General features: G+C 73.4%; 1 pseudogene (running past one end of the window). It reads left to right on the top strand.

The features are described from left to right. Positions 1-15,366 (top strand): annotated as a pseudogene (locus ACMTAK_RS05005) (SDR family NAD(P)-dependent oxidoreductase) (its annotated part extends 14,067 nt beyond the left edge of the window); the annotation flags it as partial.

Genomic DNA, 15,366 nt, shown 5'->3' with positions numbered 1-15,366 from the left:
GAGGTGCGGTTGCCGTTCGCGTGGCGGGATGTGCGGTTGCATGCGACCGGTGCGTCGGCGTTGCGGGTGCGGTTGAGCCCGGCCGGGTCGGATGCGTTTTCTCTGCTGGCCGTCGATGGTGAGGGTCAGCCGGTGGTGTCGGCGGCGGCGATGGTTTCCCGCCCGGCCGACATCAGCCAACTCTCCGGCCCCGGCGCGGGCGCGGGGCTGCTGTCGCTGGAATGGGCGCCGTTGAGCCTGGGGTCGGCTTCGGAGCAGGCCTGGGTGCGGGTGGGCCCGGAGCTGGATCTGCCCGACGTGGCGGACGAGCCGGTGTTTGCCTGGGCTGAGCCGGCGGGTCTGCCCGAGGCGCTGGCGCTGGTGCAGGCATGGCTGGAGGCCGCGTATCCGGCGGGGTCGCGGCTGGCGGTCCGCACCCGCGACGCGGTCGCGGCTGCGGCGGGCGACACCGTGGCCGGTTTGACGGAATCTGGGATCTGGGGTCTGGTCCGGTCGGCTATGGCCGAGCACCCCGACGCGGGCCTGGCGTTGCTCGACGACGACGGCCGTCCCGAATCCGCCGAGATCGTCAGCGCCGCCCTGGCCACGGGCGAAAAGGAACTGGCCTTGCGGGCGGGTGCCGTGTTGGTGCCCCGCCTGCGCCCGGTCTCGGCCGTTCCCGAGTTGCCGACCGGGCCGGAGGCATGGCGGCTGGAATGGGGTCCGGACGGAGACCTGGACGATGTTCGGGCGGTGTCGGCGCCCGACGCCGAGCGGCCCTTGGCGCCCGGCGAGGTCCGTATCGCCCTCCGCACGGCCGGAGTGAACTTCCGCGACGTCCTACAGGCCCTCGGCATGCTGCCCAACGACCACCGTCTGTCGGGTGGCGAGGGCGCCGGGTTCGTGACCGAGACGGGCCCGGGGGTGGAGGGCCTGGCGCCCGGCACGCGGGTGATGGGGATGTTCCAGGGATTCGGCCCGCTGGCGGTGGTCGATGCGCGGATGGTTGTGCCGATCCCGGACGAGTGGAGCGATACCGAGGCGGCCGGGGTGCCGGTCGCGTATCTGACCGCTTATCACGCGCTGTTCGATCTGGGTCGGGTACAGCGGGGGGATCGGGTGTTGGTTCATGCTGCGGCCGGTGGTGTGGGTATGGCGGCGGTGCATCTGGCGTTGGCGGCGGGGGCGGAGGTGTTCGCGACGGCGAGTCCGGCCAAGCAGGCGGCGGTGGCTGAGCTGGGTGTGGCCCGTATCGCTTCTTCGCGTACGACTGACTTCGCGAGTGAGTTCGGCCAGGTCGACGTCGTGCTCAACTCGCTGACCGGGGAGTTCCTGGACGCGTCGCTGGGGATGCTGGCCGAGGGCGGCCGGTTCGTGGAGCTGGGCAAGATCGATATCCGTGATCCGCGACAAGTGCCGTTCGACCTGGGGGACTTGGATCCGGACCGGATTGCCGCGATGTGGCAGCGGGTTCTGGAGACGGCTGTCCCGTTGCCGGTCACGGTATTCCCGGCCGCTCAGGCGGGTGCGGCGCTGCGGTTCATGAGCCAGGCCCGCCACGTGGGCAAGATCGTGCTGCGCCTGCCCGGTGTGGACGATGGTGCGGTGCTGATCACGGGCGGGACCGGAACGCTGGGTGGTCTGGTGGCCCGGCATCTGGTGGACCGGCATGGGGTACGGGATCTGGTGCTGGCGAGCCGTTCCGGGCCGGACGCCCCCGGCGCCGTCGAACTCACTGCTGAGTTGGAGGCGGCTGGGGCGCGGGTGCGGGTCGTGGCGGCGGATCTGTCTGATCGTTCCGTGGTGGACGCGCTGGTGGCGGGTATCCCGGATCTGGCCGGGGTGGTGCACGCGGCTGGGGTACTTCAGGACGCTCCGGTGACGTCGCTGACCGGCGAGTCGGTGGACCGGGTGGTGTCGGCCAAGGCGGTCGCCGCCTGGCATCTGCACGAGGCGACGCGGGACATGGACCTGCGGATGTTCGTGCTGTTCTCGTCCCTGTCCGGACTGCTCGGGAACCCCGGGCAGGGCAACTACGCGGCGGCCAACGCCTATCTGGACGCCCTCGCCGCGCACCGGACGGCCCTCGGGCTGCCCGCGGTGTCGATCGCCTGGGGCTTGTGGGAGCAGGCGAGTGGCATGACCGGCACACTGAGCGAAGTGGACCGGGCGCGGCTGGCGCGGGGCGGCGGTGCGGCGTTGCCGACCGAGCAGGCGCTGCGGCTGCTGGACGCCGCGGTGGCCGGTCGTGAGCCGGTGGTGGCGGCGGGCCTGGACGTGGGCGCGATCCGCGGTGCGATCGCGTCCGGGGCAGTGGTGCCGGCGGCGTTGCTCGGCCTGGGCCGTGCGCCGCGGCGTGCCGTCGCGGCCCGTACCGGGTCGACCAGCGCGTTGGCTCGCCGGCTGGGTGGTCTGGGTGAGGCCGAGCGGTCCCTTGTGCTGTTGGAGCTCGTGCGTGAGCACGCCGCTGTGGTTCTCGGCCACGGTGATGGCGAGGGCGCGGGGGTTCCCGCTGATCGGGCGTTCCGGGATCTGGGCTTCGACTCGCTGACGGCGGTGGAGTTGCGGAACCGGCTGGCGGCGGCGTCCGGGCTGACGTTGCCGGCCACGCTGGTCTTCGACTACCCGACGCCGCGGGTGCTGGCCGAGTATCTGCTGGCCCAGGTGACCGGCGCGGCCCCGGCCGAGGCGGCGGCTCCGGCCCCGGTGGCGGTGGGCGAGCCGGTCGCGATCGTGTCGATGGCGTGCCGGTTCCCGGGCGGGGTGGCCTCGCCGGAGGATCTGTGGCGGCTGGTCGCGGACAACGTGGACGCGATGGGTGATTTCCCGGCGGACCGCGGCTGGGAGACGGAGTCTGCCGGGTATGCGCGGGTGGGTGGTTTCCTGTCCGGTGCTGCCGACTTCGATGCCGACTTCTTCGGGATCTCGCCGCGTGAGGCGGTGGCGATGGACCCGCAGCAGCGGCTGCTGCTCGAAGTGTCCTGGGAAGCGCTGGAACGCGCGGGCCTGGACCCGGCCGCGATGAAGGGTACGGACACCGGAGTCTTCGCCGGGCTGGCCTCCCAGGGCTACGACTCGCTGCTGGCCGACGGTGACGGCAGTGGTTTCCGGATGACCGGAAACACGTCGAGCGTGGCATCGGGCCGGGTGTCGTACGTGCTGGGCCTCGAGGGTCCGGCGGTGACGGTGGATACGGCGTGTTCGTCGTCGCTGGTGGCGATGCACCTGGCGGCGACGGCGCTGCGCAACGGCGAGTGCTCGCTGGCCCTGGCCGGTGGTGTGACGGTGATGCCCACCACGGGAACGTTCACGGAGTTCGCGGTGCAGGGCGGCCTGGCGGCCGACGGCCGGGTCAAGGCGTACTCGGCCGCTGCCGACGGCACCAACTGGGCCGAGGGCGTCGGGGTGGTGCTGCTTGAGCGTCTGTCGGAGGCTCAGCGGCTCGGGCATCCGGTGCTGGCCGTGCTGCGGGGCAGCGCGGTGAACCAGGACGGGGCGAGCAACGGCCTGACCGCGCCGAACGGTCCCTCGCAGGAACGGGTGATCCGGGCGGCGCTGGCCGGCGCGAAGCTGTCGGCCTCCGACGTGGACGTGGTCGAGGGGCACGGGACCGGGACCACGCTCGGCGATCCGATCGAGGCGCGGGCGCTGCTGGCCGCCTACGGTCAGGACCGGCCGGAGGACCGGCCGTTGTGGCTGGGTTCGGTGAAGTCGAACATCGGCCACACCCAGGCCGCGGCCGGGGCGGCCGGGGTGATCAAGATGGTCGAGGCACTCCAACGCGGGGTGCTCCCGGCGACCCTGTACGCCGATGAGCCGTCGCCGCACATTGACTGGTCGACCGGCGATGTGCGGCTGCTGACCGAGGCGCGTCCGTGGGAGTCCGACGGGCGTCCGAGGCGGGCCGGGGTGTCGTCGTTCGGCGTCAGCGGCACGAACGCCCACGTGATCCTGGAGCAGGCCCCGGACCCGGTCCCCGCGCCGGTAAAGGCTCCCGTGCCCGCCCGGCCGCTGGTCGCGGATGTGGTGGTGCCGTGGGTGTTGTCGGCGCGGTCGGAGGCCGGGCTGCACGCCCTGGCGTCGGAGGTCGCCGGCTGGGCTGGGCGGAACGCGGACGTCGGGGCGGCCGATGTGGCGGTGTCGCTGGCCGGGTCGAGGGCGGGCCTGGACTATCGGGCGGTTGTCCTGGGTGCTGACCGTGCGGAGCTGGTTGAGGCTTTGACGCGGGTGGAGCCGGGTCGGGCGGCGGACAGCGGTGGTGTGGCGTTCGTGTTCCCGGGTCAGGGTTCGCAGTGGCTGGGGATGGGCCGGGAGTTGCTGGCCTGCTCGCCGGTGTTCGCGGAGTTCGTGGCCGAGTGCGAGCAGTTGGTGGATTGGCCGTTGCGGGACGCCCTGGTCTCCGGGGCGGGGTTGGATCGCGGTGAGGTGATCCAGCCCGCCTTGTTCGTGATGATGGTCGGCCTGGCCCGGGTGTGGGAAGCGGCGGGCGTGGTCCCGTCGGCGGTGGTGGGGCATTCGCAGGGAGAGCTGGCCGCGGCCTGTTTCGCGGGAGCCCTGTCCCTGGAAGACGCTCTCCGTCTGGTTACCGCGCGGGGTGCGGCGCTGCAGTCGTTGGTGGGTACGGCCGGGCTGGTGTCCGTCGCCGCGGGCGTGGACGTGGTCGAGCCTCTGCTGCGGGACGGTTTGGAAATCGCGGCGATCAACTCTGCCGGTTCGGTGGTGGTGGTGGGAGCGCCGGGGCCGTTGGAGGCGTTCACGGCGCGGTGTGAGGCCGCGGGGATCCGGGCCCGGCGCGTCGAGACGAATTACGCGAGTCACCACCCGGTGGTGGAGCCGATCCGCGAAGCCATGCTGGCGGTGGAGGTGACACCGCGGACGGCCCGGGTGCCGATCTATTCCGCGGTGACGGGCACGGCGATCGATGGGGCGAGCCTGGACGCCGGCTATTGGTGGCGGAATCTGCGGGAGCAGGTGAAGTTCGCCCAGACCGTCGCGGCGGTGTCCGTCGCGGGGTTCGTCGAGGTGAGCCCACATCCGGTGCTGGCGCACCTGATCGAGGGGCGCTGGGCGGTCGGTTCGCTGCGTCGGGACGACGGCGGGCAGCGACGCCTGCTGGCCTCCCTGTCCGACGCGTGGATTCATGGCGCGAGTGTGGACTGGACCCGGGTGGTTCCCGAAGGCAGCCGAGTGACGTTGCCGACGTATCCGTTCCAGCACCGCCGCTACTGGGCCTCGGGCGGCGGAACCAGCCGCGGCAACGCGGATCATCCGCTGCTGGACAACGCGGTGCGGCTGGCCGAGGACGCCGGCTGGGTGCTGTCGGGGCGGGTGTCGACCGCGACCAGCCCGTGGCTGGCCGATCACGCGGTGTCGGGGACGGCGTTGGTACCCGGGGCGGCGCTGACGGAACTGGTCTTGCACGCCGGGGACCAGGCCGGGCTGCCCGCTATCGGGGAGATCACGTTCGAGCAGCCGCTGGTGCTGGGCGGCCGCCCGATCGATGTGCAGGTCCGGGTCGATGGGCAGCAGGCGGGCGTGTACTCCCGTGCCGGGGAGCAGTGGATCCGGCACGCGTCGGCGGCCCTGGCCGATCCGGCCGGAACCGTCACGGGGCTGGACGGTCAGTGGCCGCCGGCCGGCGCGCAGCCGTTGTCCGTCGGCGATGTCTACGACGTCATGGCGGCTCGTGGGTACGAGTACGGGCCGGCGTTCCGTGGTCTGCAAGCCGCCTGGCGGCTCGGCGAGGACCTGTACGCCGAAGTGGAATTGCCGGTCGGGGACGCACAGGAGAAGTTCGGGATCCATCCGGCGCTGCTGGACGCCGCGCTGCACGTCCTGATCGCCGGGGCCGACGGCAGTGGCGACGACGGCGACGGTGTGGTGCGGATGCCGTTCGCATGGCGGGATGTGCGGCTCCACGCGACCGGGGCGTCGGCGTTGCGGGTGCGGCTGAGCCCGGCCGGACCGGACGCGTTCTCCCTGCTGGCCGCCGACGGCGAGGGTCAGCCGGTGGTGTCGGCCGGTGAGATGCTCTCCCGGCCGGCGGACATCGGCCGGCTGGCCGCCCCGGGCGCGGGCGAAGGCCTGTTGGCGCTGGAATGGGCGCCGGTCAGCCCGCCGGAGCCGGGCCCGGAGGAGGCCTGGATGCCGGTCGGCCCGGAGCTGGAATTGCCCGAGGCCGGGGACGAGCCGGTGTATGCCTGGGCCGAGCCCGCTCATGTGACGGGCGCGTTGGCCCTGGTGCAAGCGTGGCTGGGGGCCGGGTACCCGGCGGGGTCGCGGCTGGCGGTCCGTACCCGTGACGCGGTGGCGGCGGCGACGGGCGACACCGTGGCCGGCCGGGCACAGGCCGGTGTCTGGGGTCTGGTGCGGTCGGCGATGGCCGAGCATCCCGACGCGGGTCTGGTGCTGCTCGACGACGATGGCCGCCCGGAATCCGATGCGTTCGTCGTCGCGGCTTTGGCGACGGGCGAAAAGGAGCTGGCGCTTCGCGACGGGGTCGTGCTGGTGCCGCGGTTGCGCCGGGTCGACTCCGGTGACGACGTGGTGCCGGTGCTCGACCCCGAGGGCACGGTGTTGATCACCGGCGGGACGTCGACGGTGGGCGGGCTGGTCGCCCGGCATCTGGCCACCCGGCACGGCGTCCGGAGCCTGGTGCTGGTCAGCCGGTCGGGTCCGGACGCACCCGGCGCCGCCGAGTTGACCACCGTGCTGGAGACGCTCGGGGTGCGGGTGCGGATCGTCGCGGCGGATCTGTCCGACCGTGCCGCGGTGGACGCGCTGGTGGCGGACATCCCGCAGCTGTCCGGGGTGGTGCACGCCGCCGGGGTGCTCGCGGACGCCCCGATCACCTCGCTGGACGAGGCGTCGCTGGGCCGGGTGCTGGCGGCCAAGGCAGACGCGGCCCAGCATCTGCACGAGGCCACCGTCCATCTGGATCTGCGGATGTTCGTGTTGTTCTCCTCGCTGTCGGGGTTGCTCGGCAACGCCGGGCAGGGCAACTACGCGGCGGCCACCACGTATCTGGACGCCCTCGCCGCCCACCGGATGGCTGAAGGGCTGCCCGCCGTCTCCATCGCCTGGGGCCGCCTGGAGGAACAGAGCGACACGACTGGTGCCAACGGCACGCCAATGCCGTCCGAGCATGCGCTGAGCCTGTTCGATCGGGCGCTGAACGCGGACGGGCCGGTGGTGGCGGCCGGTCTTGACCTGAGTGCGGTCCGCGGCGCGATAGCTGCCGGGTCCCCGCTGCCCGCGGTGCTGGGCGGTCTGGTCCGGGTGCCTCGTCGGGCCGCCGCGAGCGGGCCGGGCGCGAGTCAATTCGCCCGTCAGATGGCGGCCCTGGGCGAGGCCGAGCGGGCACGCGTCCTGCTGGACCTGGTCCGCGACAACGCCGCCGCGGTGCTCGGCCACGACCAGGCCGCGGACGTACGCGCCGACCGGGCGTTCCGGGACATCGGTTTCGACTCGGTCACCGCGGTGGAACTGCGCAACCGGCTGGCCACGGCGACCGGGCTGACACTCCCGGCCACGCTGGTCTTCGATTACCCGACCGCGCAGGCCCTGGCCGAATACGTGATGAGGCGGGTGTCGGGTGTCGAGGAGAGCGCGGCGGAGGTGGTGCTGACGCGGTCGGCGGGTGAGCCGGTGGCGATCGTGGGGATGGCGTGCCGCTATCCGGGCGGGGTGGCGTCGCCGGAGGATCTGTGGCGGGTGGTCGCGGACGGTGTGGACGCGATGGGTGCCTTCCCCGCGGACCGCGGCTGGGAGACGGATTCCGCGGGGTACGCGCGAGTCGGCGGCTTCATGAGCGGCGCGGGCGACTTCGACGCGGAGTTCTTCGGGATCTCGCCGCGTGAGGCCCTCGCCATGGACCCGCAGCAGCGGCTGCTGCTCGAGGTCTGCTGGGAGGCGCTGGAACGGGCCGGTCTGGACCCGTCCGCGATGAAGGGCACGGACACCGGGGTCTTCGCCGGGATGGCCATGCAGGACTACAGCTTGCGGCTGTCCGATGGCGGCGCAGGCTTCGGGATGACGGGCAACGCGTCCAGTGTCGCGTCCGGCCGGTTGGCGTACACCTTCGGTCTGGAAGGCCCGGCGGTCACGGTCGATACGGCGTGTTCGTCCTCGCTGGTGGCGACGCACCTGGCCGTGCAGGCGCTCCGCAACGGGGAGTGCTCACTGGCCCTCGCCGGGGGTGCGACGGTGCTGGCCACGCCGGCGGCGTTCGCCGAGTTCGAACAGCAGGGCGCGCTCGCGTCGGACGGCCGGAGCAAGGCCTTCTCGGCGGCGGCCGACGGCATGGGGATGTCCGAGGGCATCGGGGTGCTGGTGCTGGAGCGGCTGTCGGAGGCCCGACGGCTGGGGCACCCCGTGCTGGCGGTGCTGCGCGGCAGCGCGGTGAACCAGGACGGGGCGAGCAACGGACTGACCGCGCCGAACGGCCCGTCGCAGGAACGGGTGATTCGCCGGGCCCTCGCCGACGCCCGGTTGACCCCGGGCGACGTGGACGCGGTCGAGGCGCACGGGACCGGGACGGCGCTGGGCGATCCGATCGAGGCCCAGGCGTTGCTGGCGACGTACGGGCAGGACCGGCCCGAGGACCGGCCGTTGTGGCTGGGTTCGCTGAAGTCGAACATCGGCCATACCGTGGCGGGTGCCGGTGTGGGCGGTGTGATCAAGATGGTCGAGGCGCTCCGGCATCGGACGCTCCCGGCGACGCTGCACGCCGATGAGCCGTCGCCGCACGTGGACTGGACGGCCGGCGATGTGCGGCTGCTGACCGGGGCACGCCCGTGGGAATCCACGGGGCGACCCCGGCGGGCGGGTGTGTCGTCGTTCGGGATCAGCGGTACGAACGCGCACGTGATCGTGGAGGAGGCGCCCGTTGCGCCGGCGCCGTCCCGCGGGGGCGACCCGGTGGTGACGGGTGGTCTGGTGCCGTGGGTGTTGTCGGCGCGTTCGGAGGCCGCTCTGCGGGCGCTGGCCGCGCGGCTGGCATCCGATGTCCCGGCCGACACGCCGGTCGCGGACGTGGCGGTGTCGCTGGCCGGGTCGAGGGCGGGCCTGGAGCACCGGGCGGTTGTCCTGGGTGCTGACCGTGCGGAGCTGGTTGAGGCTTTGACGCGGGTGGAGCCGGGTCGGGCGGCGGACAGCGGTGGTGTGGCGTTCGTGTTCCCGGGTCAGGGTTCGCAGTGGCTGGGGATGGGCCGGGAGTTGCTGGCCTGCTCGCCGGTGTTCGCGGAGTTCGTGGCCGAGTGCGAGCAGTTGGTGGATTGGCCGTTGCGGGACGCCCTGGTCTCCGGGGTGGGAATGGACCGGGTCGAAGTGGTCCAGCCCGCCTTGTTCGTGATGATGGTCGGTCTGGCCCGGGTGTGGGAAGCGGCGGGCGTGGTTCCGTCGGCGGTGGTGGGGCATTCGCAGGGAGAGCTCGCCGCGGCCTGTTTCGCGGGCGCGCTGTCGCTGGAAGACGCCCTCGGCCTGGTCACCGCGCGCGGCCGGGCGTTGCGGGCGCTGGCCGGTACGGGCGGGATGGTGTCGGTCTCCGCGGCCCCGGACGTGGTCGAAGGTCTGCTGCGGGACGGTCTGCGGATCGCGGCGGTCAACGCTGCCTCGCAGGTGGTGGTTTCCGGTGCCCCGGCGCCGCTGGAGTCGCTGGTCTCGCGGTGTGAGGCGGCGGGCATCCGGGCCCGGCGGGTCGATGTCGACTACGCGAGCCACCACCCGCTGGTGGAATCGGTCCGCGAAGACCTGCTGGCGGTGGAGGTGACACCGCGGACAGGCCGGGTGCCGTTCTATTCGGCGGTGACGGGCACGGCGATCGATACGGCGACCCTGGACCCCGGCTATTGGTGGCGGAATCTGCGGGAGCAGGTGAAGTTCGCCCAGACGGTCGCGGGTATGCCCGTCGCGGGGTTCGTCGAGGTGAGCCCGCATCCGGTCCTGATACAGGGAATCGAAGGGCGGTGGGCGGCCGGTTCGCTGCGTCGTGACGACGGCGGGCAGCGACGCCTGCTTGCCTCTCTGGCCGATGCGTGGACCCACGGCGCGACGGTGGACTGGGCGCGTCTGATAGCCGGGGGCAGGCCGGTCACGTTGCCGACGTATCCGTTCCAGCACCGCCGCTACTGGGCCTCCGGGGGCGGAATTGCCCGCGGTGACACCGGGCACCAGTTGCTCAACAGCGCGGTGCGGCTGGCCGAGGACGCCGGCTGGGTGCTGTCGGGGCGGGTGTCGACCGCGACGAGCCCGTGGCTGGCCGATCACGCGGTGTCGGGGACGGTGCTGGTACCCGGTGCGGCGCTGGCGGAGCTGGTCCTGCACGCCGGGGACCGGGCCGGGCTGCCCGCGATCGCCGAGATCACGTTCGAGCAGCCGCTGGTCCTGGGCGGCGGTCCGGTCGATGTGCAGGTGTCGGTGGAGGGCGGCCAGGCGGGCGTGTTCTCCCGTACGGGGGAGCAGTGGATCCGGCACGCGACCGCGACCCTGGCCGACCCGGCCGGGACGGTCACCGGCCTGGACGGGCAGTGGCCGCCGGCCGGCGCGGAGCCGTTGCCCGTCAACGACGCTTACGCGGACATAGCGGCTCGCGGGTATGAATACGGCCCCGCGTTCCGTGGGCTGCAAGCGGCCTGGCGGCTCGGCGAGGACGTGTATGCCGAGGTGGAGCTCCCGGCCGCCGTGGCGGAGGGGCTCGACGGGTTCGGAATACACCCGGCGCTGCTGGACGCCGCGCTGCATGCCCTCCTCGTCGCCGCGATCCGCGACGCGGGCGGGGACAGCGACCAGGTTCTGCTGCCGTTCGGGTGGCGGGACGTGCGGTTGCACGCGACCGGTGCGTCGGCGTTGCGGGTGCGGCTGAGCCCGGCGGGGCCGGACGCGTTCTCCCTGCTGGCCGCCGACGGTGAGGGGCAGCCGGTGATATCGGCCGGCGCGATCATCTCCCGCCCCGCCGACACCAGCCGTCTGGGCGCCGCCCCCGCCGCGGGCGCCGGGCTTCTGTCGCTGGAATGGGCGCCGATCAGTCTCGGGTCGGCACCGGAGCAGGCCTGGGTCCGGGTGGGACCGGAGCTGCCCGACACGGTGGACGAGCCGTTGCTCGCGTGGGCCGACCCGGCCGACGTGCCCGCCGCGCTGGCTTTGGTACAGGCGTGGCTGGGGGCGGAGTATCCGACGGGGTCGCGGTTGGCGGTTCGCACCCGCGACGCGGTGGCGGCGGCGCCGGGCGACACCGTGGCGGGTCTGGCCGGGGCCGGCATCTGGGGCCTGGTCCGGTCGGCGCAGTCCGAGCACCCCGACGCGGGCCTGGTGCTGCTCGACGACGATGGCCGCCCCGGGTCCGACACGGCCGTCGCCGCGTCCCTGGCCACCGGCGAACGCGAAATCGCCCTGCGCGACGGGGCAGTGCTGGTACCCCGGCTGCGTCCGGTCCCGAACGGGCCGGAGCTGCCGATGGGCGAGGGCGCGTGGCGGCTCCAATGGGGTCCGGACGGCGACCTGGACGAGGTGCGTGCGGTGCCGGCTCCGGACGCCGAACGGCCGCTGGAACCGCATGAGATCCGCATCGCGGTCCGCGTGGCCGGAGTGAACTTCCGCGACGTGGTTTCATCGCTCGGCATGCTTCCCGGCGACCCCCGTCCTCCGGGCGGCGAGGGCACCGGTGTGGTGGTCGAGACGGGGACCCAGGTGCGGGGCCTGCCGGTCGGCACGCGAGTGATGGGGATGTTCGCGGCGTTCGGCCCGCTGGCGGTGATCGACGCGCGGTTGGTCGCCCCGGTCCCGGACGGGTGGAGCGATGTCGAGGCGGCGGGGGTGGCGACCGCGTACCTGACCGCCTATCACGCGTTGTTCGATCTGGGCCGGGTACGTTCGGGCGATCGGGTGCTGATCCATGCGGCCTCCGGCGGCGTGGGCACGGCGGCGGTCCGGCTGGCGTTGGCGGCCGGGGCGGAGGTGTTCGCGACGGCGAGTCCGGCCAAGCAGGCGGCGGTGGCCGAGCTGGGCGTGACACGCATCGCTTCTTCGCGTACGGCGGACTTCGCGGCCGAGTTCGGCCAGGTCGACGTGGTGCTGAACTCGCTGACCGGCGAGTTGCTGGACGCGTCGCTGGGGATGCTCGCCGAGGGCGGCCGGTTCGTGGAGCTGGGCAAGATCGATATCCGTGATCCGCGTCAGGTGCCGTTCGATCTGGCGGATCTCGACCCGGACCGGCTCGCGGTGATCTGGCGGCGGGTCCTGGAGCAGGCCGTTCCGCTGCCGGTCACGGTGTTCCCGGCCGCTCAGGCCGGTGCGGCGCTGCGGTACATGAGCCAGGCCCGGCACGTGGGCAAGATCGTGTTGCGGATGCCCGGGGTGGGCGACGGCACGGTGCTGATCACGGGTGGGACCGGAACGCTGGGCGGCCTGGTCGCCCGTCACCTGGTGGTCCGGCACGGCGTCCGGGATCTGGTCCTGGCCAGCCGTTCCGGACCGGACGCGCCCGGCGCCGCCGAGTTGACGACCGGATTGGAGGCGCTCGGGGCGCGGGTGCGGATCGTCGCGGCGGACCTGTCCGACCGTGTCGCGGTGGACGCGCTGGTGGCGGGCGTCCCGGAGCTGATCGGAGTGGTGCACGCGACCGGCGTGCTGGAGGACACCCCGGTGACCTCGTTGACCGGTGAGTCGCTGGGCCGGGTGCTGGCCGCCAAGGCAGACGCCGCTCGGTACCTGCACGAGGCGACGCGGGATCGGGATCTGCGGATGTTCGTGCTGTTCTCGTCGCTGTCGGGGCTGCTGGGCAACCCCGGGCAGGGCAACTATGCGGCGGCCAACACCTACCTGGACGCCCTCGCCGCGCACCGGATGGCCGAAGGGCTGCCCGCCGTCTCGATCGCCTGGGGCATGTGGGAGCAGACGAGCGGCATGACCGCCGCGCTGACCGAGGTGGATCGGGCTCGCCAGGCCCGCAGCGGTGGTGTGGTGCTGAGCACGGAGCAGGCGCTGGCCCTGCTGGACCGGGCGCTGGACCTGGGCCGGCCGGTGCTGGCGGCGGGCCTCGACGTCGGTGCGATCCGTCAGGCGATCGCGGCGGGGACGCCGGTGCCGACGGCATTGCAGGGTCTGGGGCGTGCGCCCCGGCGGGCGGCTGTGGCCGGTGCCGGCGGCGGTGCGCTGGCCCGCCGTCTGGCTCAGTTGCCGCCCGGCGAGCATCCGCGGGTGGTGCTGGACCTGGTGCGCGAGCACGCCGCGGTGGTCCTCGGCCACAGCGACGACAGCGGCATCGAAGCCGACCAGGCGTTCCGCAACCTCGGCTTCGACTCGCTGACGGCGGTGGAGCTGCGCAACCGGCTGGCCGCCGTGTCCGGGCTGACGCTGCCGGCCACGCTGGTCTTCGACTACCCGACGCCGCAGGACCTGGCCGATTATCTGGTGGCCCAGGTGACCGGCGCGGCCACCGCCGCCGAGCAGTCCGCCCCAGCCCCGGCGGCGGTGGGCGAACCGATCGCGATCGTGTCGATGGCCTGCCGCTATCCGGGCGGGGTGGCCTCGCCTGAGGATCTGTGGCAACTCGTCATGGACGGCGAGGACGCGGTCGGAGCCTTCCCCGAAGACCGCGGCTGGGACCTGTCGGCCATCTACGATCCGACGCGGGGCACGCCGGGCCGCGTATACACGCGGGAGGGCGGTTTCCTGGACGGGGTGGCGGACTTCGACCCGGTGCTGTTCGGGGTGTCCCCGCGCGAGGCGCTGGCAATGGATCCGCAGCAGCGGCTGCTGCTCGAGGTCGTCTGGGAGGCGCTGGAACGGGCCGGCCTGGACCCGACCGCGATGAAGGGCACGGACACCGCCGTCTACGCCGGCCTCGCCGGCCAGGACTACGCGGCCGCGCTCGCCGCGCAGCAGGGGGCCGAGGGCTATCTGATGACGGGGAACGCGTCGAGCGTCGCGTCCGGCCGGGTGGCGTACACGTTCGGCTTCGAAGGTCCCGCGGTGACGATCGATACCGCCTGTTCGTCGTCGTTGGTGGCGATGCATCTGGCGGCCCAGGCGCTGCGCAGCGGGGAGTGCTCGCTGGCCGTGGCCGGGGGAGTGACGGTGATGTCCACGCCGGGGCCGCTCGCGGAACTCGCGATGCAAGGCGCGATCTCGGCGGTGGGACGGTCCAAGTCGTTCTCCGAGGCCGCTGACGGCATGGGAATGTCCGAGGGTGTGGGCGTGGTGCTGCTGGAGCGGCTGTCGGAGGCGCAGCGGCTCGGGCATCCGGTGCTGGCGGTGCTGCGCGGCAGCGCGGTCAACCAGGACGGGGCGAGCAACGGGCTGTCGGCGCCGAACGGCCCCGCGCAGGAGCGGGTGATCCGCCGGGCCCTGGCCGACGCCCGCCTGTCGGGCTCCGATGTCGACGCGGCGGAGGGGCACGGTACGGGGACCCACCTGGGCGACACGATCGAGGCCCAGGCGATGCTCGCCACCTATGGCCAGGACCGCCCCGAGGACCGGCCGCTGTGGCTGGGGTCGGTGAAGTCGAACATCGGCCACACCCAGGCGGCGTCGGGCGTGGCCGGGGTGATCAAGATGGTCGAGGCGATGCGGCACGGGGTGCTGCCGGCGACGCTGCACGTGGACGAGCCGTCACGGCAGGTCGACTGGTCGGCCGGCGACGTACGGCTGCTGACCGAGGCCCGGCCGTGGGAGTCCGACGGGCGTCCGCGGCGCGCCGGTGTGTCGACGTTCGGGATCAGCGGCACCAACGCCCACGTGATCCTGGAACAGGCCCCCGACGCACCGGTGCCGCCCCGCAGCGACACCCCGGCCCACCCGGCCCTGGGCGACCTGGTGCCATGGGCGGTGTCCGCGCGTACCGACGGCGCGCTGCGGGCCTTGGCGGCCGACGTCGCCGACTGGGCCGCGCGGAACCAGGACGTGCCCGCGGAGGACGTGGCCGCATCGCTGGCCGCGAACCGGGTCGGCTTCCGCTGTCGCGCGGTGGTGTGGGCGGCCGACCGGGAAGACCTCGTCGCCGGGTTGCGCGGCGTTGCCGAGCGGCAGCCGGTCGCGTACGCGCGTACGGCGGTGACCCGGCCCGGGCGCGTCGCGTTCCTCTTCCCCGGCGCCGACTCCTCCTGGCCCGGTATGGCTCTCCGGCTCGCCGAGCAGTCAGCGGTCTTCGCGGACGCGCTGAAGGAGGCACAGGCCTCCCTGGAGCCGCTGATCGGCTCCGGGGCGGACACGCGGCGACGGGAGGAGCACGCCGGGGTCTTCGCGGTCGAGGTGGCACTCGCGGCGCTGCTGCGGTCCTACGGACTGCGTCCCGACTTCCTGCTGGGCGACTCGGTGGGCGAGGTGGCAGCGGCGTACCTGGCCGGTGTGTTCTCCCTGGCCGACGCCGGCCGGCTGGTGGTCGCGCGGGCC

Origin of the sequence: Streptomyces lacaronensis, from assembly GCF_047337785.1 — a bacterium.
GTDB classification, from domain to species: domain Bacteria; phylum Actinomycetota; class Actinomycetes; order Streptomycetales; family Streptomycetaceae; genus Streptomyces; species Streptomyces lycopersici.
The sequence above is the reverse complement of the archived record's forward strand: the minus strand, read 5'-3'. Positions and strand labels throughout refer to the sequence as shown.